The organism is Nocardioides sp. WG-D5, from assembly GCF_054031175.1.
In genome coordinates this window covers 2,677,466-2,700,998 of the sequence record NZ_CM132928.1, presented here as the reverse complement: position 1 = coordinate 2,700,998, position 23,533 = coordinate 2,677,466, and the positions used below count along the sequence as shown (strand labels likewise).

Sequence of the window (23,533 nt, the reverse complement as noted above, 5' to 3'; positions counted from 1 at the left end):
GAGCGCGCGAAGCGCGCACTAGGCTCCAGGTGTGAGTGACCTCCCGCACCGGCTCCGTGACGCCCTCCAGCAGGCTGACTTCTCCTACGACTCCGTCGCCGAGCTGCTCGGCCCGATCGCCCACTCCGCGCTCAGCCGCAACGAGACCCTTCCAGGCCGGCGGCGCACTCACGGCGGCTCTCCGCTGGAGACCCTCGTCCGGCTCTTCCTGCTGCAGACGACCGTCTCCCTCGACCACGCCGAGGCGGCCCTTCCGGGGCTCGTCGACCGGCTCGCCGTCGAGGGCATCCTGGAGCAGTCGGTCGGCGAGGTCGCGGCCCGCCTGGACGTGCGCCCGTACGCCACCGATGACACCACCCTGTGGGTCGTCTCCGACCTCACGCCGGGCCTCGATGGCCGCCCGCAGCGCGTCGGCCCCGAGCACGTGCTCGGGATCAGCCCCGCCTCCACCTCCCTCGCGCAGCTGACCATCCGTGACGAGGTCGGCACCGCCCTCGACCTCGGCACCGGCTGTGGCGTCCAGGCTCTCCATCTCGCCACCCACAGCGACCGGGTGGTCGCGACCGACGTCAACCAGCGAGCCCTGTGGATCACCGCGTTCAACGCCGCGCTCAACGACGTGGCGGACCGGATCGACGTACGCGACGGGTCGTTCTTCGAGCCCGTCGCCGGCGAGCGCTTCGACCTGATCGCCACCAACCCGCCGTTCGTGATCAGCCCCGCGACCGGCGAGCGCCTCGTCTACCGCGACTCCGGCCTCCCCGGCGACCGGGTGGTCGAGGACATCGTCAGGGCCGCTCCCGGCATGCTCACCGAGGGTGGCTGGTGTCAGATCCTGGGCAACTGGATCATCTCCGAGGAGCAGCCCTGGGACGACCGCCTCGAGGGCTGGCTCGGCGACGAGGTCGACGCGTTCGTGGTGCAGCGTGAGGTGCTCGACCCCGCGGCGTACGTCGAGCTCTGGCTCAAGGACTCCGGCCACCACGGCGCCGAGGACTACCTGACCCGCTACGACACCTGGCTGTCCTGGTTCGAGGAGCAGAAGATCGAGGGCGTCGGGTTCGGCTGGATCAACCTCCACCGCACCGACAGCGCCGACCCGAAGCGCGAGCTCCTCGAGTGGCCCTACGACGTCGAGCAGCCGATCGCGCCGGCACTCAAGGCATGGGGCGACGCCGCCCGCGTCGAGGTCACCGAGGACTCCACGCTGGTGCTCGCCGAGGACGTCCAGCAGGAGACCCTCGGCCAGCCCGGCGCCGAGGACCCGAGCACCGTCATCCTCCGTCAGCAGCGTGGCCTGCGCCGCGCCCGCCAGGCCGACACGATCGAGGCGGCCTTCGCGGGCGCCTGCGACGGCGACCTGGCCGTCGGCCAGATCCTCGACGCGCTCGCGCAGATCCTCGACCGCGACCCCGCGGTCGTGCGCAGCAGCTATCTGCCGATCGCCCGGGAGCTGGTCAGCGAGGGGTTCCTCCGTCCCGCGTCAGGCACGCCTGGTCCCGCAGCCTGATCAGGCGGCGGCGCACGCTCGAGACGAGCAGGTCGGGGTAGCCCAGCGCCTCGAGGTCGGGGAGGTCGCGCATGCCCCAGGGCCGCTGCGTTCGCCACGGCCAGAAGCCACGGAGCGCGGCCGCCAGCTGCTTGCCGTACGCCGTCGGCATCCTCGTCAGGCCCAGCCGCTCCTTGAGCGCGGTCGCGGTGACCAGGCCGTTCGGTCCGGCGAGCCCGTTGGCGCCGAGGACGGTCCACACGATCCCCGCAGCCACCTGGGCCGGCTGCGTGGGCCGGTCGACGACCAGCGGGTCGATCTCCCACAGCCGCAGCAGCGCCCGCCGCAACGCGAAGCCCACCTCCTCGACCGGGAAGCCGGCCGCGACCTCGTCGAGCAGCCCGGCCACCGCCTCCAGCTGCGTACGCCCCGCAGCATCCTCCACGACCGGCAGGTCCAGCCCGTCCTCGACCAGCGGAGCGGCATCCAGCGCGGCGACCGCCTCGTGGCCACCGCAGAGCGCGGCGAGCCAGTCCAGCGCCACCTCGTGCTCGGGACGCGGTGGCGTGACCGGCCGGGTCAGCTCCGCCTCCAGTCGCTCCAGGATCATGTTGGTCCTGGTGAGCAGCTGGGCGCACTCGGAGCAGACCAGGTGTTCCGGGGGCGTGGCCAGACCCTCGATGTAGTCGATGTATTCGGTGTCGATCATCAGCAGAGACCTCTCGGTTGGATGGGTCTCGCCGTCCTCGAAAGACACCCTACGGACGACCACCGACAGAATCGGCGGGGCGACTTCCGGTGGTCGTCGCGATGACCACGATGAGACACGGATTTCACGCTCCCACTCCCCAGCGTGCTAGGTATTGTCATCGCGGCGCCCAAGGCAACACGCCATGTTGTCCGAGAGCTCAGCGCCGCATGAACCGCGGTGACTGGACCCATGCCGGCTGGAGACACGCGCTAACGTGTCTCGCCAGAGCTTGTCAGTGGTGCCAGGCTCTGCTGCAGTGAGATAAGGACGTCAGTGGCACACAAGTTGGTGATCGTCGAGTCCCCGGCGAAGGCTCAGAAGATCGGCGGATACCTCGGACAGGGGTATGTCGTCGAGGCATCCGTCGGGCACATCCGCGACCTTCCGCAGAGCGCGGCAGACACCCCCGCCAAGATCAAGGACAAGCCGTGGGGGCGCTTCGGCGTCGATGTCGACAACGGCTTCACCCCTTACTACGTCGTGCCCAGCGACAAGAAGAAGCAGATCGCCAAGCTCAAGTCGCTCCTCAAGGACGCCGACGAGCTCTACCTCGCCACCGATGAGGACCGCGAGGGCGAGGCGATCGCCTGGCACCTCCTCGACGAGCTGAAGCCGAAGAAGGACATCCCGGTCAAGCGGATGGTCTTCCACGAGATCACCAAGCCCGCGATCCTCGCCGCCGCCGAGAACCCCCGCGAGCTCGACATGGACCTCGTCGAGGCCCAGGAGTCCCGTCGCATCCTCGACCGTCTCTACGGCTACGAGATCTCCCCGGTGCTCTGGAAGAAGGTCATGCCCCGGCTGAGCGCCGGGCGGGTCCAGTCCGTCGCCACCAGGCTCGTCGTCGACCGCGAGCGCGAGCGGATCGCCTTCCGCACCGCCTCCTACTGGGACCTGGCCGGCACCTTCGACGCCGGCTCCGACCACGACCCCCGGATGTTCCCGGCCAAGATCACCTCGATCGACGGCAACCGCGTCGCCCGCGGCACCGACTTCGGCCCCGACGGCCTGATCAAGAGCGACAAGGTCGTCCACCTCGACCGCACCCGGGCCGAGGCTCTCGTGGCCGCTCTCGACAACCAGACCTACGAGGTCCGCAGCGTCGAGTCTAAGCCCTACAAGCGCAGCCCCTACGCCCCCTTCCGCACCACCACGATGCAGCAGGAGGCCAGCCGCAAGCTCGGGATGAGCGCGTCGACCACGATGTCGGTCGCGCAGCGTCTCTACGAGAACGGCTTCATCACCTACATGCGTACCGACTCCACCACCCTGAGCGGCGACGCCATCAGCGCCGCCCGCGCTCAGGTGAGGGAGCTCTACGGTGCCGAATACCTGCCGGATGCTCCCCGGACGTACGCCTCCAAGGTCAAGAACGCGCAGGAGGCCCACGAGGCGATCCGGCCCGCCGGCGACTCCTTCCGTACGCCGGCGCAGACCGGGCTCACCGGCGACCAGTTCCGCCTCTACGAGCTGATCTGGATGCGCACCGTCGCCTCCCAGATGAAGGACGCGGTCGGCAACTCGGTCGCGATCCGCCTCGGCGCGACGGCGACCACCGGCGAGGACGTGGTCTTCTCCGCCACCGGTCGTGTGATCACCTTCCACGGCTTCCTGAAGGCGTACGTCGAGGGCACCGACTCCGCCGACCAGACCTCCGACGACCAGCAGACCCGGCTTCCGAACCTCGCCGAGGGCGAGACGGTCAACGCGGCCAGCATCACCGCCGACGGTCACGAGACCAAGCCCCCGGCCCGCTACACCGAGGCGACCCTCGTCCGCGAGCTCGAGGAGCGCGAGATCGGCCGCCCGTCGACCTACGCGAGCATCATCCAGACGATCATCAACCGCGGGTACGTCTTCAAGAAGGGCACCGCCTTGGTGCCCGCCTGGGTCGCGTTCTCGGTGGTCAGGCTGCTCGAGGAGCACTTCCCCCGGCAGATCGACTACCGGTTCACGGCGAGCATGGAGGAGATCCTCGACGAGATCGCCAAGGGCGCCAAGGACATGACCACCGAGCTCGGGGAGTTCTACTTCGGCTCCGAGCGGGTCAAGGGCCTCAAGCCGCTGGTCGACGGTCTCGGCGACATCGACGCCCGCGAGCTGGCGACCTTCCCGGTCGGCGGCCCGGAGTCCGGCGTCAACCTCCGGGTCGGTCGCTACGGTCCCTACATCGAGGGCCCCGGCGACGACGGCACCCCGTTCGCGGTCCGTGCCAACGTCCCCGACGACCTGCCTCCCGACGAGCTCACCCTGGAGAAGGCCAAGGAGCTCTTCGCCAACCCGGCCGGCGAGGAGCTGAACCTCGGCGTCCACCCCGACACCGGGCTCACCGTCGTCGCGAAGAGCGGCCGTTTCGGTCCGTACGTCACCGAGCAGCTCCCCGAGGACGCCAAGAAGGGCGCCAAGCCGCGCACCGCCAGCCTCTTCAAGAGCATGAGCCTGCAGACCATCACGCTCGAGGACGCGGTCAAGCTGCTGACCCTGCCCCGCGTCGTCGGCACCGCCGCCGACGGCGAGGAGATCACCGCCCAGAACGGCCGCTACGGGCCGTACCTGAAGAAGGGCACCGACTCCCGGACCCTGAGCTCCGAGGACCAGCTGCTCACCATCACCCTCGAAGAGGCCGAGCAGATCTACGCCCAGCCGAAGCAGCGGGGTCGCGCCGCCGCCAAGCCGCCGCTCAAGGAGCTCGGCCCCGACCCGGTCTCCGGACAGCCGATGATCGTCAAGGACGGTCGCTTCGGTCCCTACGTCACCGACGGTGAGTACAACGCCACCCTCCGCGCCGCCGACGACCTGGAGACCCTGACCGCTGAGCGGGCCGCCGAGCTGCTCGCCGAGAAGCGCGCCAAGGGCCCGGCGAAGAAGACCACCAAGCGGACGACGAAGAAGACCGCCAAGAAGTCCACGGCGAAGAAGTCGACCACGAAGAAGTCCACGGCCAAGAAGACGACCAAGAAGGCTGCGACGAAGAAGTCGTGATCAGGTCGATCTGAGCGTCGTGCGAGGCGAACGCCTGACTTCTCAGGTGTTTCCTACGCACGTCAGCCGAGCGCCCCGGCGACCTCGTCGTAGTCCAGCCGGTCGGAGGCGATGTAGAAGAGCCGGGAGCCGGGGGAGACGCGCAGATCCCACGACGGGCTGACCTGGATGCCGTCGACGGTACGGACGGCCAGGAGAGTGGCGCCGTGGCCGCGACCGAGAGCTCCTTGCCATGCCTCGACGGTCGCCGTGGCACCCCCGGAGGGGACCGTGAGCGAGTAGGTGCCCTTGCCGCCGGCGGTGGCGAGCTCCTGGTAGACCTCCGCGATCCCGGGGTCGCTGAGCTCCTCGGCGATCAGCTGGGTGTTGTGCCACTGGACGCAGTGGACGGTGGTGTCGATGCGGAAGATCGTGCGCTGCACCCGCAGGTCGCGCAGGGCGACGATGGTGTGCACCGAAGGGGCCGACGTGTGGGCGGCCACGGTGAGGGTGACCGCCTCGTTGTCGTCCCGCGCGTCGATCAGCACGCTGTGCGCACCCGACAGCCCGGTCCGGCCCAGCACGGAGAGGTCGGTGAGGTCGCCGCGTACGAAATGAAGCCGTTCCTCACCGGCCAACGGGTGCTCGGAGAGCTGGTCCTCCCAGGTCGCGAGCACGACCTCCCGTTCTGGCTCGGAGAGCAGCTCGGTGAGAAGCCGCTCGGTGCGTCCGGCGGTGTAGCCGAGCAGCACGATGTGGCTTCGTCCGCTGAAAGAGATCTCTCCACGCATGCGGCGTCCTTTGGCGTTCTCGATGATTGCCGAGATCCGGCTGAACAAGATGGCGAGGGTGGTGATGGAGCCGAAGACGACGTACGCCCCGACGAGCCGGCCGCCGGTCGTCTCAGGGAAGAAGTCGCCGTAGCCGACGGTGGTCGCGGTGACCAGGAACCACCACCAGTAGTTGGCGGGGTGCACGATGTCGCTGCCGGGCTGGGCCACGGCCATCGCGATCCAGCCGGTGACGAAGACGAAGCAGATGATCGCGAGCGGGAGCACCCAGGCGGAGTGTCGCGAAGTGCGCCGGACGAGTCGGATGAGGAAGTACATCAGTAGCCGACCCAGCCGTGCCGGGCGTAGTCCAGGATCGCCGGATCCAGCAGCGTGGTGACCGAGGTCGGCCGCTCGGCGCGGTCCGGCGGGAACGAGGAGGCCGCCGCGAGCACGGCGTCGCTGGCGTAGCGGAGCCCGCCCGGTGCCTCGTCGTCGAGGGCGAGCTCGGGGGCCGTACGGCCGCGGGAGGCGAGGACGTAGCCCCAGTTGCCGAAGGAGGGTACGTCCGCCTGGTAGGGCGTGGTCCGGTAGCCGGCCTCGGCGAGGGTGTGCCGCACGGACCAGAACGCGTCCGGCGCGAAGAACGGGCTGCCCGACTGCACGACCAGCCGCGCTGCCGGAGCCATCAACCGGGAGATCATGCTGTAGTTCTCGACCGAGTAGAGCTTGGCCAGCGCGGTCGAGTCGGGGTCGGGGAAGTCGGCGACGACCACGTCGAACGGCGCCCCCGAGTAGTCACGGACCCAGGAGAACGCGTCGTCGGCGACGTACGTCAGCCGGGGGTCGTCCAGGGAGCCCGAGGTCAGCGACGAGACCGGGTCGTAGGAGCGCGCCAGCGACACCACCGCCGGGTCGAGGTCGACCAGGGTCACCGACGACACCGACCGGTAGCGCAGCACCTCGCGCGCCGCGAGCCCGTCCCCGCCGCCGAGGATCAGCACCCGCTGGTGGGTCCCGTTCATCGCCGGATGGACGAGCATCTCGTGGTACCGGTATTCGTCCAGGGAGGAGAACTGCAGGTCACCGTCGAGAAAGAGGCGTACGTCGTCGAACTCCGGCCCGAACGGAGCCCCGCGGGTCACCACGATCTCCTGGTAGTCGGAGCGCTCGGCGTGGATGATCGGGTCGCGGTAGAGCGCCTGCCGGGCGTTGAGCTCGAAGGCGTCGGCCGTCACCGCGGTCGCACCGAGCGCGACGGCCAGAGCGCCGCAGACCGCCGTGACGAGCCCCCGGCGCCGCCGGGTCCCCGCCAGTGCGACCCCGACCGTCCAGGCCGCGAGCACGTTCAGGGCAGCGGTGGCCACGGTGCCCACCAGCAGCCCCAGCGTCGGCAGCAGCACGAACGGGAACGCCAGCCCGCCGATCAGCGCCCCCACGTAGTCGACGGCGTTGATGTCGGCGACCGCGAGCGAGGCCTGCTGGCGCCGCAGCCGCTGGAGAAGCTCCATCAGCAGCGGGATCTCGGCGCCGACCAGCGCGCCGATCAGGAACGTCACCAGCAGCATCATCGGGGTGTAGAGGTGCAGCCACGCGAACGAGGCGTACAGGGCCGGCACCGAGGCGCCGCCGACCGCGGCGAGCGCGATCTCCACGCCCACGAACGCCCGCAGCGGCCGCGCGGTGAGCGGCTTGGCGAGCACGGCGCCGACGCCCATCGCGAACATCGACACCGCGATCACCAGCGACGTCTGCGCGATCGAGTTGCCGAGCAGATAGCTCCCCAGCGTCACCAGTGCGAGCTCGTAGACCAGCCCGCACGCCGCGCAGACGAACACCGCCGCGAGGACGAGCAGCCGGGCCGCCCGTCCCGCGGGCAGCGCAGGCAACGAAGGGAGGGACAGGCTCACGTGATCGAGGCCGCCACGATCACACCGACGGAGAGCTGCACCGCGACCGCGACCCAGATCGCCGGGTCGTCCTTGTCGTCGGTCATCAGCTCACCGAGCCGACCCGGGGTGAGCAGGTCGAGGATCACGAACGCGACCGCGAGCAGGGCGATCCCGATGAGCCCGTACGCAGCGGTCTCGGCGAGCCCCTGGAACGTGTCCGCCTCCGCGGTGTAGATCGAGGTGGCCACGATCGTGGCGATCGCCAGGACCGAGGAGCCGAGCAGCAGCGCGGGGTCGCGGCGGTGCTCCACGAAGATCAGCTGGCCCAGCTTGCCGGGCGTGAGCAGGTCGATCACGTAGAAGCCGATCACCAGCAGGACCAGCCCGAGGGCGGCGAAGGCGACGGTGGACAGCAGTCCGCTCATGAGGTCAGTCATCGGTTCATCTCCAGGTCTGAGGTGGTCACTTGCCGAATCCGCTGCCGCCGCCGCGGAAGGAATCACCGCTGCTGCCGCCGCTGCTGTTGCGGCCGTAGTAGCTGTTCCAGCCCCACAGACCGATCACGGTGCTGTGGTGCCGGTAGCCGCGGTCGTACTCGTAGAGGGTGATCGTCGATCCCGAGGGCGTACGCGGCTCCACGACCACCAGCCAGTCGTCGTCGTAGCGCAGGTAGTGGTTGGAGCCCTCGGCCCGGTTCTCGTCGGCGTCGGTGCCGCTCGCGATCTGGTTGGCGACCGAGGACACCGAGCCGTCGTCCTCGAAGACGATCCCGGCATCGCTGTCGGGGTCGGAGCCGCTGACGTGGTCGAAGTTCTTGCGCAGGTACTTCTCGGGGTTGTTCCCGTCGCCCGCCACGACGATGGCGATGATGATGGCGATCACCACGCACACCGCGACGATCGCCCAGCCGATCAGCTTGCGGTTCGGTCCGTTCGATTCAGACACGTGCGACCTCCTCGGGCCGGTAGCTGGTGACGGTGGCGACGATCTCGCCGGTCTGCGGGTAGGTGTGCCAGGTGCTCCAGGAGATCTGCTGCTCGCCGAGCTCGTCGATCGCCAGCGCGGTCACCGCGTGCGGGTCGCCCGGGAAGTGCGCGACAACGGCGTCGGTACGTCCCTCCAACCGCTCCACGAGCTCCGATGCCCGCTCGGCGAGCTCCTCGGGATCCAGCTTGGCGACGTAGGAACCGAGGCTGTAGCCACCCTCCGCGTGAGCCGCGGGAAGGAAGGTGGCCTCGGCGATCCCGCAGGCGACGGTCTCGTGCAGGAGCGGGCGGTCGTGGCGGCTTACGACGACCTGGTGGCTGGCGCCCAGGACGCTCAGCGTGACGGTCAGGCCGTCCCCGAGATGCACCGAGCAGGAAGCCAGGGGAGTGCAGGCGACCGGTGCGAGGGTCCAGCGCAGGGTGTCTCCGCGTACGTCCGCGAACGGGACGTCGAGGAGGGTCACTCGTCGTCCAGGGTCGCGGGCCGGTCGGTGGACGGGTAGACCGTCAGCTCGAACGGCTGCAGCACCTCGCCGAGGGAGGGCTCCCAGTTGCTGCCCCACTTCTCGAAGCCCAGCAGCTTGCCGTCGACCGACTTGTAGTCGGCGTACTCGGCCGTGCCCGACGGCGCCGTGCCGGTCGCGCCGGTGGCGGTGAAGGCGGCCGAGCCCTTCTCCTGGAGCCGGTAGGCGACGCCGCCGACGATGACGTCGCGGTCACCGACGGTGCCCTGCTCGATGTCACCGAGCGGGATCGCGTGCCACAGCGAGACCTCGAAGCTCTCGTCGTCCTCGATCGAGAGCCACTTCTTGCCCTCGGCGTCGTCGATCATGTGCTCGGTCCAGCGGTAGCCGTCCTCGTCGAAGTCGATGCGTCCGCGGACGAACCAGTTGTGGCCCAGGTACTCGACGACGTCGCCGTTGCGCAGCTGGCGCAGCTGGTCGGAGGCGTGCTTGTGCTGGTCGCCGATGAAGTCGTCGGGCTCCCGCTGCGCCGTCGGCTGCTGCCTGCTCCTCCAGAGCAGATAGGCCGCGACCGCGAGCGCGGCCAGCAGCAGGACGATCAGGACGTAGATCACCAAAACTCCTTGAGGTCAGCGTGAGGACGACCCGAACCTTAACCTGGCTCAGGGGCCTTCGACAGCCTCAATCGCCGCACCTGCGGGCGGCGTACCTCGGGCTTGTCGGTCCCACCCCGTAGGTTGGGTGCGTGAGGTTTCCCGGTGTCTACGCCGAGCACGGCGTGTTCGTGTGTTTCGAGGGCGGCGAGGGGTCGGGCAAGTCGACCCAGTCGCGGCTGCTCCACGAGGCGCTGACGGCCCGCGGCCACCGCGTCCTGCTGACCTTCGAGCCGGGAGACACGGCCGTCGGAAAGGACGTACGCCGCATCGTGCTGTCCCCGGAGACCGGTGATCTCGACGACCGGACCGAGGCGCTGCTGTTCGCCGCCGACAAGGCCGAGCACATCGAGTCGATGGTCCGCCCGGCGCTGGAGCGGGGCGAGGTGGTGATCACCGACCGCTACGTCGACTCGATGCTGGCCTACCAGGGCGCCGGCCGGGTGCTGGACGCCGCGCAACTGGAGGAGGTGGCGCGGTGGGCGACCGCCGACCTGCGCCCCCACCTGACCGTGCTACTCGACCTGGACCCGACCGCAGGGTTCACCCGGTTCGAGGAGCGCGACCGGATGGAGCAGGAGTCGCAGCAGTTCCACGAGCGGGTGCGGTCGGCGTTCGTGGCGCTCGCCGAGCGCAACCCCGACCACTATCTGGTGCTGGACGCCCGCGCTCCGGTCGAGGAGATCCACGCCGCGGTGCTGGCGCGGCTCGAGCCCCTTCTCGACCAGGCGGTGACGGCATGAACGTCGCCACCACCTCGGTGTGGGACAACCTCGTCGGCCAGCGCCACGTCATCCCCACGCTGCAGACCGCCGCGGCCGGTCACGGCATGACGCAGTCGTGGCTCTTCACCGGCCCACCGGGCTCGGGACGGTCCAACGCCGCGATCGCCTTCGCGGCCGCGCTGCAGTGCCCTGACGGCGGCTGCGGCCGATGCCACCAGTGCCACACCGTGCTCACCGGCAGCCACGCCGACGTCAACCTGGTCCGCACCGAGAAGCTGACGCTCGGGGTCGACGAGATCCGCGACCTGGTGCGTCAGTCCGCCCTGACCCCGGCAGGAAGCCGCTGGCAGATCCTGATCATCGAGGACGCCGACCGGCTCACCGAGCAGGCCAACAACGCCCTGCTCAAGGCGGTCGAGGAGCCCGGCGCCCGCACGGTGTGGATGCTCTGCGCGCCGACGGTCGAGGACGTCCTCCCGACCATCCGGTCCAGGTGTCGCCTGGTCACGTTGACCACCCCGACCGCGCCCGACGTCACCGCCTTCCTGCAGCGCACGCTCGGCGTCGACGAGGCACGAGCCGCCTATGCGGCGCGCGCGAGCCAGGGTCACATCGGCCGCGCCAAGGCACTGGCCCGTGACGACGACACCCGGCGCCGCCGTGAGCAGGTCGTCGCCTACCCGGCCAAGCTGAGGACCCTGGCCGACGCGCTCCGGGCGGCGGGCGAGCTGGCCGCGGTCTCGAAGGAGGAGGCCGACGCCGTCACCGCCGACCTCGACGCGCGGGAGAAGGCCGACCTCGACGCCGGCTACGGCGTGGTCGACCGGGGCCGCCGGCCGCGTGAGTACGGCCCCGCGCTGGCCGCGCTCGAGAAGGACCAGAAGCGCCGCGCCACCCGCCGTCACCGCGACGTGATCGACCGCGGGCTGATGGACCTGGTCTCCGTCTATCGCGATGCGATCACGCTCGCCGCTGGTGCGCCGGTGACACTGGTCAACGAGGAGCACCGGCGCGAGATCGAGCAGATCGTCGCGTCCTCGACCCCCGAGCTCAACCTGCAGCGCATCGGCGCCGTCTTCGAGGCCCGTGAGCAGCTGCTCGAGTTCAACGTCCAGCCCCAGCTGGTGCTGGAAGCCATGATGGTGGCGCTGTTGCCGCCCGGAGGAGATCAGTGAACCGCAAAGCCGCTCTCGTCGTGATGTCAGCGCTCGCCCTGACGGGCTGTGGAGGCGGTGGCGGCACTCCGGATGCCGACCGGGTCAGTCCGAGCGCCGAGGCGACGGCGGCCCCTGCGGACGGGTTGCAGACCTTCTACAGCCAGAAGCTGGACTGGAAGGACTGCAACGGCGCCTTCGAGTGCGCGACCCTCGAGGTGCCGCTCGACTACTCCGACCCCACCGGCCGCACCATCGACATCGCCGTCATCAAGGATCCGGCCAACAAGAAGAAGATCGGCTCGCTGGCCATCAACCCCGGCGGCCCGGGTGGCTCGGGCATCGACTACGCGCTCTACAACAACCAGTCCTTCAGCCCCGCGGTCCGGAACTCCTACGACATCGTCGGCTTCGACCCGCGCGGTGTCGGGCAGAGCACCCCGGTCGACTGCCTCGACGACGACGCCCTGGACGCCTACGTCGCGGTCGACCCCGACCCGGACACCCCTGCTGAGGAGAAGGCCTACGTCGACACCGGCGTGCAGATGGCCAACGGCTGCGCGGCCCAGAAGGACGGCATCTCCGCCCACGTCAGCACCGTCGAGGCGGCCCGGGACATGGACGTACTCCGGGCGGCGCTGGGTGAGGACCAGCTCGACTACTTCGGCGCCTCCTACGGCACCCAGCTCGGCTCGACCTACGCCGAGCTCTACCCCGACCGGGTCGGCCGGTTCGTCCTCGACGGCGCGATCGCCCCGGGCCTGAGCGTGCTCGACGCCAACCTCGCCCAGGCGAAGGGCTTCGAGGTCGCGCTGCGCTCCTACGTCGAGAACTGCGTCGACGAGGGCAGCTGCTTCCTCGGTGACTCCGTCGACGAGGGTGTCGAGCGCGTCCAGAAGCTGATGGCCGACATCGACGCCGAGCCGCTGCCCGCCGGTGACCGTGAGCTGACCGCGGGCAACGCCCTCTACGGCCTGATCACCCCGCTCTACGTCGAGTCCTACTGGCCCTACCTCACCGACGCCCTCGAGGCGGCCCTGAAGGGCGACGGGTCCCAGCTGATGAGCCTGTCCGACAACTACGCGGGCCGCGACCCCGAGGGCGGCTACATCAACAACACGATGGAGGCCAACTGGGCGATCAACTGCCTCGACGACTCCTCCGGCCTCAGCCCGGAGGACGTACGCAAGCAGCTGCCCGCCTTCGAGAAGGCCGCCCCGACCTTCGGTGCCGCCCTCGCCTGGATGCTCAACGGCTGTGCCGCCGAGAAGTTCAAAGCCACCGAGCCCGAGCCGGAGATCGACGCAGAGGGTTCCAACCCGATCGTCGTCGTCGGCACCACCCGTGACCCGGCCACCCCCTACGAGTGGGCAAAGGAGCTCGCGAAGGCCCTCGACGCCGGCGTACTCGTCTCCCGTGACGGCGACGGCCACACCGGCTACATGCAGGGCAACGGCTGCGTCGACGACGCCATCGACGGCTACCTGGTCGACGGCAAGGTCCCCGACGACGGCCTGGAGTGCTGACACCGCTCCAACAGCGGATTTACCCGATGTGGGGTGGGTCTTCGCCATGACGCCACCGGCCGATCCCGCTGGCTCAGAGGATCACTTCTCGAAAATTCAACGTCGAGAAGAAGGGTCACGAGCACGTGATCATGAACCAGCGAATCCGTTCGATGACGAGAGCTTTCGCTGCCACCGCCGTCGCTTCACTGGCGGTCGCGGTAGCGCCCGTAATAGGTGCCCAGCCGGCGCAGGCTGATACGGCCCCGCTGCCGTACATCGGTGGCTCCGCCACCCTCACCGTCAACGACGTGACGAAGGCCCAGAACTGCGACCTCTACGGGGTCAAGGGCACGAACATCCCGGTCTCCGTGGACGTCTCGTTCGGCGAGAACTACAGCGACGAGTTCACCAACCCGACCGTGAGCTGGGAGGTCACCGTCTTCGACTCCGACGGAGAGGACGTGACCAACTACATCGAGGGCGGCGGATTTTCCGAGGGAGCGGCCGACGGCAACCTCTGTTCGTTGCTTCCCGTCGGTAGTTATCGGGCGGTCGCCTTCGTCTTCACCTCGGATGCGGAGGGCACATATACCGACGCTGCCGAGGTCACCGATGCGTTCACGATCCGGGCCGCTCACAGCTACACCCTGTCGGCCAGCCGGTCGGGCACGACGATCAAGGCGCAGGTGAAGGACTACGGCAAGCCCGTGGTCGGCAAGTCGGTCGCGATCCAGCGGAAGTCCGGGGGCAGCTGGAGCACCGTGGCGCACCGCACGACCAGTTCGACCGGCTGGGTCTCCGCTACCGGCGTCCGCGGCGCGACGTACAGGTTCGCCTACGGGGGCAAGTACAGCTCGGCCGTGTACGTCCCGAAGATCACCACCTCCGTCGTGAAGGTGTCGGTGAGCAAGTACGGATCGAAGTCGTATCGCGTCGTCGGAAAGCTGACCGCGGGCGGCAACGCACTGAAGGGCAAGCGGATCTACCTGCAGAAGCAGGTCAGCGGGAGTTGGAGCAGCGTGACGTCGTGCGTGACGAACAGGTACGGAAAGTGCTCGGTCATCACGACGCCGGCCGCCAGCCGCTACTACCGCTGGAAGTTCCGCGGGGACGCCACCAGGAAGGCCGATGTCTCCGCGTCGTTCTACCTGAGGAAGCGCGGCTCCACCAGCACCACCACCTCGGGCTTGGACTACACCTACGCCAACGGGGCTACGATCTACAACGCCACCTCGGCCAACGACCTCGACTGTGGCCAGATCCCGGCCTACAAGAAGCCTGTACGGATCAACAACAGCTCCGACCCGTGGGGTCTCGACCGGGACGACGACGGCTACGGCTGCGAGTGACCTGAGCTTCGAAGGACCGCACGCTAGCGCCGGTGGACCGGGTCCGCGATGGCCTGGATCCGCTTGGTGGCCAGCTCGATCATCAGCGTCGCGGCGGGGGAGAGGGTGGCGTCGGTGCGATGGACGATGGCGAAGGTGTCGTACGTCCGGGGTCGCAGTGACACCCAGCCGGCCTTCGGCGCCAGCCGGGGGAGCAGCTGCTCGGCTGCTCCCTTGGCGATGACGCTGTCGGCGTAGCCCATCCCGACCAGCTCGACCGCCGTCTCGATGTCCTCGACCTCGATCCGGCTCGGTGGGTTACGGCCGGTCTCGTGGAGGAGGTTGCGCAGGGTGACCCGGGTGGGGTCCTCCGAGCTCCAGGTCGTGTCGGCCATCACCAGCGTGGCCAGCGAGAGTCGGTGGGGCGTGACCGGCGTCGCCAGGTGCGCCGGATCCGCCGAGATGTAGACGAGCTCGTCGCGGGCCACGGGCGTCACCTTCAATCCCGGGCCGGAGACGCTGCCGACCAGCAGCATCGCCGCCTCGAGCCGGCCGCGTCGCAGGTCTTCCTGGACCTCGGTGGAGTTCTGTCCGATCAGCTCGACGCGTACGCCCGGGTATCGGTCGAGCACGTCGGCCACCAGCCCGGCCCCGCCGTAGAGCCGCGCGATCCCGAACATCCCGAACCGGATGGTTCCGGTCTCGAACTGCTTCACCGCCTGGACGGCCTTGCGCGCGTCCTCGGCGGCCGCGACCGTACGCTCCGCGTGCGGCCTCAGCTCGTCGGCCACCGCGGTCGGTACCACCCCGCGTCCGACGCGTCGGAACAGCTGGACGCCGAGCGTACGCTCCAGGCCTCTGACCTGCTCCGAGATCGACGGCTGCGCATAACCGAGCTCATCGGCCGCCGCGGTCAGCGAGCCATGCTCGTAGACCGCGAGGAACACGCGGAGCTGGTGCAGCGACAACATAGAGACATCCTATGTCTTTTCAAGGAAAGATCGTCTACCTCTATGAGTCGCCGACGGTCATCATTGACTCTGGTAATTGACTGGCCACCACTGCGTCCGCAGTCGGTGGTTGATACATGTTCATAGGGGAGTAGAGCAGTAATGAAGCACGGCGTTCGCCGCCTGGGCCGCCTGATCGGCAAGGGGAAGCCCACCCGTACGACCATCGACGAGCACGTCGAGGCGCACCGTTTTAGTGTCGAGCGCGCAGTCTCGGTACACTCATCCGGTCCGCTCAACCAGAGCCGCTTCATGCGGTAACGGATGACGGTACGCCGCCTTAGCTCAGTCGGCAGAGCGTCTCACTCGTAATGAGAAGGTCGTCGGTTCGATTCCGACAGGCGGCTCCGACAGAAACCCTCGTCTGACCAGCCAGAACATGACTGGAGTGGCGAGGGTTCTTCGTTGTCTCCCGCCGGATCTGCGCAGGTGTCCAGGGCCTCTGACTCTCAGCGCATCAACGCCGATGAACCTGGGTGCGATCGCTGGGACACGAGGTGCCACCTGAGCTCCATCCCTCTGTCACGCGCACGGACCTCGCGAGTGGCACACGGCCGGTCATCACCTCGGTGCCCACCAGCCGCTTTCTTTCCGCCCGTGAGGACCTTTCAAATTCTGGCCTCGTCGCGCCCGGCGGAGGCCTAGGGTTTCGAGCGTGGATTCCCTGGGCTCGACCTACAGCGAGCTGTTCGCTCACCAGGCTGAACGGCTCTGTCAGATTCGAACTGACCAGGTGGTTACGACAGATGCTCAACTACCTGTTGATGAGCATGGCTTCCTTGTGCCAGATGGCGCAACAGACTTGGTCACACCGGAGATGGCGGCCGCAGGCGGAGCCCTTGTGTTGCTCGGAGAACCAGGAATCGGGAAGACGACCGAATTCGCGAAGATCGCCAAGGCGGCGACCATCCAGGGCGCGGCACGGATCCACGAGGTTCGCGGAACAGAGTTGATCGATAGCGCGGCGTTCAACGAACTTGTCCGCGATCCGCTCAGTGAACTGCCCGCGAAGGACGGCACGACCACCTACAACGGCACAGTGGACCTTGTCATGGTCATCGACCAACTCGATGAGAGTCAGTGCCTTCGTAACGTCCCCAACATGCTCCGTCGCGCGCTCCATGGCAAGGATGTTCGACGGTTGATGCTTCTGGTCGCGTGCCGCACCGCGGACTATCCGGACGAGCTCACAGCTGTCATCAAGACCGCCTTCGGTGGGTGCTCTGTTGCGGATCTCGCTCCCTTGACGCGCGCCGCCGCGATCAATCTCGTTTCCTCCGTCGAAGGAATCGACGGAGCTGGGATGATTGAGGAGGCGAGCTCGGCTGGCGCCGGGCCACTCGCGGCGATTCCGCTCACGTTGGCGATGCTGACGCAAGTGCGGAAAGGAGGTAATGCGGTTGGCGCGAACCCGATTCAGCTGTTCGCCGCCGGGGTCAAGGAATTGATCAGTGAACGTCGAGCCGTTGCAGACAGCCCCATCGACCTCACGCCAGCCCAACGTCAACGGGTGTGTGGCCGAGTGGCACTGCTTCTGTTGGGGACCGGACGAAGCACGGTCTGGCATGGGGCTGAGCTCGGTGATGCCCCTCATGACCTGCCCGCAAGATCCATCTTTGGCTTGGAGAAGTGGGACGATGGCACTCGGCTCGAGTTGACTTCGAAGGTGTTGCGAGAAGCGCTAGGTACAGCGATCTTCACCGGAAGAGGCCACGGTCGACTTGGTTTCCGGCACGCATCCTTCGGTGCTTACCTGCTCGCCTGGTACCTCGTGGAGAGGAAGGTCCCACAGCCGCAACTCGAGCGGCTCTTCCTGGTCGCTGTTGAAGAGGAGCGCCCGACAATCCCAGTCGCGCTCCGGGAAGCTGCTGCCTGGCTGGTGGCTCTAGACCCGAATAACTCCAGCTGGCTTGCACGCGCCGACCCGCTAGGTTTGGTCGCTCACTCGCCGATTGTTGATTCGTCCACAGTTCGTAGCGTCATCGCAGAGTCATTGCTGAACCACGCCGACGAGGCCGAAGTTGACGAATTCCCTTGGTTCCGAACGTCGGTGCGTCTCGGTCACCCAGGCTTGGAGGGTCAACTCTCGCAGGCACTTGAGGCGTCTCGCGCCATCGGCCCCGGCGATACGAAGGCGCTACTTCGGATGCGTACGGTTCTCAGGATCGCGGAACGGTCAGAGGTGCCAGGGATGACTCACCTTCTACTCGCCATCGTCTCTGATACTACGTGGTCAGATCACGTGCGTGCCCTAGCCGCTCGTGCGGTCCTTCATAGTGATCCGGCATCTGCGGGGCCTCGCCTCGCAACGGTGGCTCGCCAACTCACATCGCAGAACTCTGACGTTTACCAGGAGCTGTTGGGCACGATCCTTGATCGGACCTGGCCTCACTGGCTCTCGACGTCGGAGATGCTTGATTGTCTAGTTCCTCGGCGCCGGCGAAACTACCTAGGATCGTACGGATTCTTCCTCAGCGAACTTTCTGATCGGATCCCTCCAGAAGACCTGGGGACCGCTCTCGACTGGGCGGCAAAAATGGTAAAGGCGCCGCAACCAGGGGCTGAGCCAAGCGATGACCCTGATGAGTATGTCGGTGCGGTCGAGGCGGACTTGCTCCACGGTTTGGTGGATCGTGCGATGGCGTTGTTTGGATCAAAGTACATCGACAAAGTCGCTCGGTTGCTATGGCGCCAAATCGAACAGCACAAGGGGCCACTACTCCCATGGCCAACGGATCTCCTTAGTGAGGGAGGTGCTGAGCCCTCGGAGGCGATGGAGTATCGCCGGATCCTACTCGAAGCACTGATTCGCGAAGCGATTGCGAGTGGCGAGGAACAGGACGAAGCCGCGTTGAAGGTTGTCCACTGGATCCCGCGACGGCGTTGGCGAGAATCGCGCTTGCCTCCATCGTCTGACTGGGTCGTCGCGCGGCGTAGCAGAATCGTGGACAGAGAAGACTTCACCTGGCTCTACTACCGTACCGAAGAAATTGCGTCGACTGATCCTGGACTTGCTCGGGGCCTTGCGCGGGCTGCGGCGGAGGTCTTTTATCCGGAAGATTCTAGCGCCTTCGATTTGGCCTACTCGGATAAGGCGCATCTGGTGTGGGAGCATGTCAAGGGATACTATGAGCCGGTTCCTTTCGATAGCGATTCGGCGAAGTGGATGAAGAGGAACCATGCTGCTGCCGCTCAGTCAAGGGATCCTTGGCCGGAGGTAGCGGAATTCACAGAGGCGATGAGAACTCTGTTCGCCTCATCACGTACAGGCGATACAGACGCGTTTTGGAACCTTGCTTGGTCCCTCCAGATCGATCCGGAAAGCGGCAGCGGATTCGCGCCTCTCGACGATGACCTGCTGGCGCTGCCGGGAGTAGCAGTACTTGACGCTTCGCCGGAGCTGCTCGCTGACTCGAGTCTGAAATTCTTGACAATGGAGCACGATCGCCGCACAGATTGGCTGGATTCGACTCAAATCAACAAGGTTGCATGGGCTGGCTACGTCGCACTTGTGCTGCTCCTACGCATGGGGCGCATTGAGGAGGTCCCGGAACCTGCTTGGTCGAACTGGGCAGGGGCCATCCTTTGGTACAACGCCTCGACCGATGATCAGAGGCGAAGGAAGCAGGAAATTCTCGCCGCCGCTGCGCGTCACGCAGATGAGTCGCTGGAGGATGCCCTTGCTGCGTACATTAGAAGGCTGTCCAGAGGCGAGTTCGGCAATCTAGACATCCTTCCGCCGGACCTCCGCCCAGCGTTTCGTCAGAAGTGGATCCAGATCATGATGGCGCTCGGAGACGAGATCATCGAGGCGGCGACAGCGAGTGATTTGATTGGTGACGGAAGCGAGCAATCTCCAGAGGAAATGCAAGCCAAGTTTGACACTTGGGAGCGTCTGTTGGAGAACCTGTCGACGGTTGACACGGCCACTGCGGCAGACGAAGCGATTAGAGTGGTTAAGGCGACGGCTGGGGTTGCAAGCCATCTGGGCGTCGTCGCTAGGTGTCTGCGTCAACTGCTGATCGCTGACGCGGGTGGCCAATGGCGATTTATCGCCGGACAAATCCACGGAAACGCTGACCTTGGCCGGCGGTTCGCTGCTGCCTGCGCGCTTGGTAGATCGATTGAACCAATTCTGCCTGAACTCGGCGAAGCAAATCTGGCAGATCTATTCCGGTTGCTTTCAAGCCTATATCCCACGAACGACGATCCGGTGCACGATGAAACCGTTCATAGTGTGAGCGGAGACGACGAGGCGCGGCGTTTTCGGGACTATATTCCGCGTGCTTTGGCGGATATGGGTACTGCGGAATCGGTCGCTGAACTGTCGGCGATCTACGCGGAGAACTCCGAGAGTCCCCTGGTTCTCATGTGTCTTGTGCGTGCTCGGAGATTGGCGGTTATGAATTACTGGTCAGCGCCGGCGCCCGAAGACCTGACACTGATGCTTGCGGACTCCGCGCGTCGTCTTGTTCGCAACGAGGCCGAGTTGGCAAGCACGATAATTGAGACACTTGATGCAATTCAGGACAGTCTGCCGACGCACTGTGAACTGCTGTGGGACCGAACCACGGAGAATAAGGTCGACGTGTGGAGCCCTAAGCCGGAGGCCGCCCTATGCGCCTACTTGACGCACGAACTCGATCTACGCCTCGCCGGGCGGGGTGTCGCGGTTAATCGCGAAGTTCTGGTCAAGCCGACTGGTGCCTATGGTGCGGGTGACCGGACGGACATCCTTGTCGAGGCGCACCCTCCCGTCTTATCAAGTGAAAACTCAGGGCCGATACGTGTGGTGATCGAGGTGAAGATGACGTGGAACCCCGGCCTTCATGGATCGCAGCGCGATCAACTCATCAACCGATACCTGCCTGCGACAGCGTCCAAGACAGGGATCTATGTAGTCGGTTGGCCGAGCCTCGACCAATGGAACAGGAGCGACGCTTCTCGTAAGAAGGCGTGCCGAGTCGGGGACGTGGAGACTGTCCGCGAGAAACTCTCGACAGAAGCAGCACAGGCGGCTGCTGACCTTGGCGTTCGCAGTACCCCGTACATTCTGGTGTTCTCGCGGCCGGCGAAGAGTCAGACCGCAGTTTGAAGTGATGGTTACGACGGGAAGTGCTCGTAACGAAGTGGTCGTCGGTTCGATTCCGACAGGCGGCTCAGCAAACCCGGGTCTCACCAGCGGAAACGCTGGCCATGAGGCCGGGGTTCCGTGGTTTCCGGCTGCCGGGTCCCCGCTGCTGCGGGCGTTCGCGTGCCTGGCTGAGCGTGCTCGTTACCAGTTTGTGAGGTTTGTCGGCGCTGGGTCACGGATGCGTGCTATCACTTCCGTGTGCGGTCCGGGCGCCCACGTTGCTGGAGTACCCCCCACTCGGTCGCGAGGGCGTCCAGGACCGCACGCCAGTCTGTGGACGCGACGATTTCCGGCACAGCCGCGGGGTGTGTCGGGCAGGATGAGGCCATGACGATTCCGGAGTCCGGTGCGGCGGACGCGGCACCTGGTCGCGATCGACCGATCGAGACCCGCAAGCCGCTCGGATATGGGCTGTTCGCCGTTCTGGTGGTCACCTACCTGGCGATCATCCAGGGCGGCGGGATGCTGATGAAGGCGCTGGTCGACGTCGGCGACGACCCGCTGACCACGACGAAGGGCGTCGTCATCACCATGGTGATCCCGCTGGGCGTCGCGCTCGCCTTCGTCTACGGGGCCGCCGCGGTGCTGGGGCGTCTGCGACCGGTGATGCGTGACGACCGACCCGTCAGTCGCTGGGTCATCGTCGTACCGGTCATCTTCGTGGTGTGCATCCTGCTGGCCATTGACTACGGCGCCCTGTCGGAGAAGACGGGCGGATACATCGTCGTCCTGCTGCTCGCGACCCAGTTGGTCGGCTGGGGCGAAGAGGGCATGTTCCGTGGCATCGGGGTCACGACGCTGCGCGAGCACGGGCTGACCGAGGGCAGGGTCGCGCTGTGGTCCAGCCTGATCTTCGGCGTCGTCCATCTCTCGAACGCGATCGGCCGAGGTGTCAACGCGATCCCGCAGGCGCTCATCGTGAGCCTGGCCGGCTACTTCTTCTACCTGACCCGCCGCCGAGCCGGCACCAACGCGGTCAACTCGGTGATCCATGGCCTGTTCGACTTCTCGCTGCTCACCGGCACCGCGATCCTCGTCGACCAAGGCGCCTACCTCGGGTCGCTCGCCGGGATCCTGGCCTACGTCGTGACCGGCGCCGTGCTCCTGGTCCGGCGTCACCACATCGACCCGAGCCGCACCTGAGCACCCCCGGCGGCTGCCGACTGGGAGTCAGGCGTGATCCGCGGACACCGGCTCGACCGACGGCTCGGTGTGGGGCCCGGCCCACCACACGACGGTGGTGATCACGCCGATCACGAGCAGCGCGCTGGTCAGCCAGAACGGATAGGTGCGGTCGATCCCGGAGAGCCAACCGGAGATCCAGCCGAACGGCGCGGCCGCGAGCATCACCGCGGTGCGCTGCAGCGCCATCACCCGTGACCGCTCGGCCTCGTCGACGTGGAAGGCGACGAGCGACTCCGAGAGCATGAAGAGCATCCCGGCGCCGAAGCCGTCGAGGAGGAGGCACACCCCCAGAAGCGCGTACGTCACGACGTCGGCGTCACCCTCGGCGGCGGGGATCAGGACGAGGACCAGCTGCCCTGCCAGATAGATGCCGAATCCCCACAGGGTCGCCTGCTTGAGGTCGTGGCCCGAGGTCAGTCGGCGGATCAGGGTGAAGAGGAAGAGCACCGACAGCAGGGAGCGCACCATCGGGAAGAACGGCAGCACCGGGTCGGGCACGTGCAGGTGCTGGTTGACCATGACCTGCCAGAACGTCCCGTTGACGAGCGTGACCGCCGCGACCAGGGCAGCGATGGCCAGCGCCAGCAGCGAGCCGCGCGAGCGGCCCAGCAGCCTCGCGGCCTCGCGGTAGCCGACGAAGAGCCGCCAGAGACTCTCGTGCCGGGTCTCCTCCATCCGGATCAGCCCTCGGCGGGTCTCGGTGGACGCGGCGTACAGCAGGATGATCTTGGCCAGCATCACCACCGCGGCGTTGATGAAGAGCACCCGCACCGCCGGCTCCAGGCCGAACTGCGCGACCATGAAGGCGGCGATCGGGGCGAAGAGCGCCGAGCAGTCGGCCGCGACCCGCACGAGGGAGTAGATGCCGGTGAGCTGGTCGCGCTCCGCGTCCTCGACCATCAGGCAGTCCCAGGCGTTCGCGGTGACCTGCAGAGCGCCGTTGAGCAGCGAGGCGGCCAGGAAGGCCCAGAAGTCCTGGGCGAACGCCCAGATCAGGCACGGGATCACGAAGGCGATGACGTCGAAGACCGCGTTGGTCAGCCGGCGCCCCATCCGGTCGGTGATGATGCCGCCGGCGAGCCCGAAGAACACCTGCGAGATCATCCCCGCGGTCGCGAGCAGGCCGATCTGCGCGTCGTGCAGGCCGAGGGCGAGCATGAAGACGGAGAGATAGGGCAGCACCAGCGCCATCGACAGGCCCCACATCGGCTCGGTCCACACGCAGGCGCGCGGGTTGCCGCGGAGATGGATCAGGGTGTGCCACAGGGAGCCGGGGGAGGATGCCACCGGGTCAGTGAACCAGGTGTGATGTCGAAGCCGAAAACGATTTCGCGATGGACGATCCGGCGACGTCCGATTACCGCCGGATATGCAGGTCGGAGCCCCGTTGAGCATGCGTCCGCGATGGGTCGGCGTCACCTGGTTCTCTTGACGACCGCGTCAGCCGCCTGCTTATGTTAGCGCTCACATTCCGTGTGACTGAGGTCACATCGAATGGTGCCCCGGCCCAACGACGACCCCTG

General features: G+C 67.0%; 17 protein-coding genes and 1 tRNA gene. 9 read left to right on the top strand and 9 right to left on the bottom strand.

What is annotated here, in order from left to right; genetic code table 11:
* Nucleotides 1-31 precede the first annotated feature (31 nt).
* The gene (locus tag ACWZJV_RS13080) at nt 32-1,510 is read left to right on the top strand and encodes a DUF7059 domain-containing protein (protein ID WP_457181751.1); all 1,479 of its coding nucleotides are present in this window, start codon (nt 32-34) and stop codon (nt 1,508-1,510) included.
* On the opposite strand, the gene ACWZJV_RS13075 is transcribed toward ACWZJV_RS13080, so the two are convergent.
* Complete coding sequence (locus tag ACWZJV_RS13075; RefSeq protein ID WP_457181750.1) at nt 1,458-2,198, bottom strand: hypothetical protein; 741 nt, start codon at nt 2,196-2,198, stop codon at nt 1,458-1,460. The genes ACWZJV_RS13080 and ACWZJV_RS13075 overlap by 53 nt on opposite strands.
* 315 nt (nt 2,199-2,513) lie before the next feature.
* Here ACWZJV_RS13075 and topA point away from each other — a divergent pair, with 315 nt between their 5' ends.
* Nucleotides 2,514-5,222, top strand: a complete 2,709-nt coding sequence (gene topA / locus ACWZJV_RS13070) for a type I DNA topoisomerase (protein ID WP_457181749.1) — start codon at nt 2,514-2,516, stop codon at nt 5,220-5,222.
* A 62-nt stretch (nt 5,223-5,284) separates the two neighbouring features.
* Here the strand turns inward: topA and ACWZJV_RS13065 are convergent, their stop codons facing one another.
* Genes ACWZJV_RS13065 through ACWZJV_RS13040 form a run of 6 tightly spaced genes read right to left on the bottom strand, consistent with a single transcriptional unit; the run spans nt 5,285 to nt 9,927 of the window.
* Nucleotides 5,285-6,310 (bottom strand): ion channel, encoded by a 1,026-nt coding sequence (locus ACWZJV_RS13065; protein WP_457181748.1) that lies wholly within the window; start codon nt 6,308-6,310, stop codon nt 5,285-5,287.
* A complete protein-coding gene (locus ACWZJV_RS13060) occupies nt 6,310-7,881 on the bottom strand; it encodes a polyamine aminopropyltransferase (RefSeq protein WP_457181747.1) in 1,572 nt (523 codons plus the stop codon). The genes ACWZJV_RS13065 and ACWZJV_RS13060 overlap by 1 nt, the downstream gene beginning before the upstream one ends.
* Nucleotides 7,878-8,300, bottom strand: a complete 423-nt coding sequence (locus ACWZJV_RS13055; protein ID WP_008355066.1) for a DUF350 domain-containing protein — start codon at nt 8,298-8,300, stop codon at nt 7,878-7,880. Before ACWZJV_RS13055 ends, ACWZJV_RS13060 begins: the two co-directional genes overlap by 4 nt.
* A 25-nt stretch (nt 8,301-8,325) precedes the next feature.
* Nucleotides 8,326-8,808 (bottom strand): DUF4247 domain-containing protein, encoded by a 483-nt coding sequence (locus ACWZJV_RS13050; RefSeq protein WP_008355064.1) that lies wholly within the window; start codon nt 8,806-8,808, stop codon nt 8,326-8,328.
* Nucleotides 8,801-9,313: a DUF2617 family protein gene (locus ACWZJV_RS13045; protein ID WP_457181746.1), complete on the bottom strand. Its 513-nt coding sequence runs from the start codon at nt 9,311-9,313 to the stop codon at nt 8,801-8,803. The genes ACWZJV_RS13050 and ACWZJV_RS13045 overlap by 8 nt, the downstream gene beginning before the upstream one ends.
* Nucleotides 9,310-9,927: a DUF4178 domain-containing protein gene (locus ACWZJV_RS13040; RefSeq protein WP_008355061.1), complete on the bottom strand. Its 618-nt coding sequence runs from the start codon at nt 9,925-9,927 to the stop codon at nt 9,310-9,312. Before ACWZJV_RS13040 ends, ACWZJV_RS13045 begins: the two co-directional genes overlap by 4 nt.
* Nucleotides 9,928-10,058: 131 nt before the next feature.
* Between ACWZJV_RS13040 and tmk the strand changes: the two genes are divergently transcribed.
* The 4 genes from tmk to ACWZJV_RS13020 all read left to right on the top strand — a co-directional run bounded on the left by tmk (nt 10,059) and on the right by ACWZJV_RS13020 (nt 14,702).
* Nucleotides 10,059-10,709 carry a dTMP kinase gene (gene tmk, locus ACWZJV_RS13035; protein ID WP_008355059.1) on the top strand — a complete coding sequence of 217 codons (651 nt, stop codon included), beginning with the start codon at nt 10,059-10,061 and terminating at the stop codon, nt 10,707-10,709.
* Entirely contained in the window at nt 10,706-11,866 is a 1,161-nt protein-coding gene (locus ACWZJV_RS13030) for a DNA polymerase III subunit delta' (protein ID WP_008355056.1), read from the top strand. Before tmk ends, ACWZJV_RS13030 begins: the two co-directional genes overlap by 4 nt.
* Nucleotides 11,863-13,371, top strand: coding sequence for an alpha/beta hydrolase (locus tag ACWZJV_RS13025; RefSeq protein ID WP_457181745.1), 1,509 nt, complete (start codon nt 11,863-11,865; stop codon nt 13,369-13,371). The genes ACWZJV_RS13030 and ACWZJV_RS13025 overlap by 4 nt, the downstream gene beginning before the upstream one ends.
* A gap of 152 nt (nt 13,372-13,523) precedes the next feature.
* Nucleotides 13,524-14,702, top strand: a complete 1,179-nt coding sequence (locus ACWZJV_RS13020) for a hypothetical protein (RefSeq protein WP_457181744.1) — start codon at nt 13,524-13,526, stop codon at nt 14,700-14,702.
* A 23-nt stretch (nt 14,703-14,725) separates the two neighbouring features.
* Here ACWZJV_RS13020 and ACWZJV_RS13015 read toward each other — a convergent pair whose 3' ends face one another.
* Entirely contained in the window at nt 14,726-15,652 is a 927-nt protein-coding gene (locus ACWZJV_RS13015; protein WP_008355050.1) for a LysR family transcriptional regulator, read from the bottom strand.
* A 313-nt stretch (nt 15,653-15,965) separates the two neighbouring features.
* Here ACWZJV_RS13015 and ACWZJV_RS13010 point away from each other — a divergent pair.
* From ACWZJV_RS13010 to ACWZJV_RS13000, 3 genes are all read left to right on the top strand, one after another.
* A tRNA-Thr gene (locus ACWZJV_RS13010) sits at nt 15,966-16,038 on the top strand.
* A gap of 308 nt (nt 16,039-16,346) precedes the next feature.
* Nucleotides 16,347-20,786 carry an NACHT domain-containing protein gene (locus ACWZJV_RS13005; RefSeq protein WP_457181743.1) on the top strand — a complete coding sequence of 1,480 codons (4,440 nt, stop codon included), beginning with the start codon at nt 16,347-16,349 and terminating at the stop codon, nt 20,784-20,786.
* A 366-nt stretch (nt 20,787-21,152) separates the two neighbouring features.
* Nucleotides 21,153-21,968 (top strand): CPBP family intramembrane glutamic endopeptidase, encoded by an 816-nt coding sequence (locus tag ACWZJV_RS13000; RefSeq protein WP_457181742.1) that lies wholly within the window; start codon nt 21,153-21,155, stop codon nt 21,966-21,968.
* A gap of 27 nt (nt 21,969-21,995) precedes the next feature.
* Here ACWZJV_RS13000 and ACWZJV_RS12995 read toward each other — a convergent pair whose 3' ends face one another.
* Nucleotides 21,996-23,297 carry an MFS transporter gene (locus tag ACWZJV_RS12995; protein WP_196872384.1) on the bottom strand — a complete coding sequence of 434 codons (1,302 nt, stop codon included), beginning with the start codon at nt 23,295-23,297 and terminating at the stop codon, nt 21,996-21,998.
* Nucleotides 23,298-23,533 lie beyond the last annotated feature (236 nt).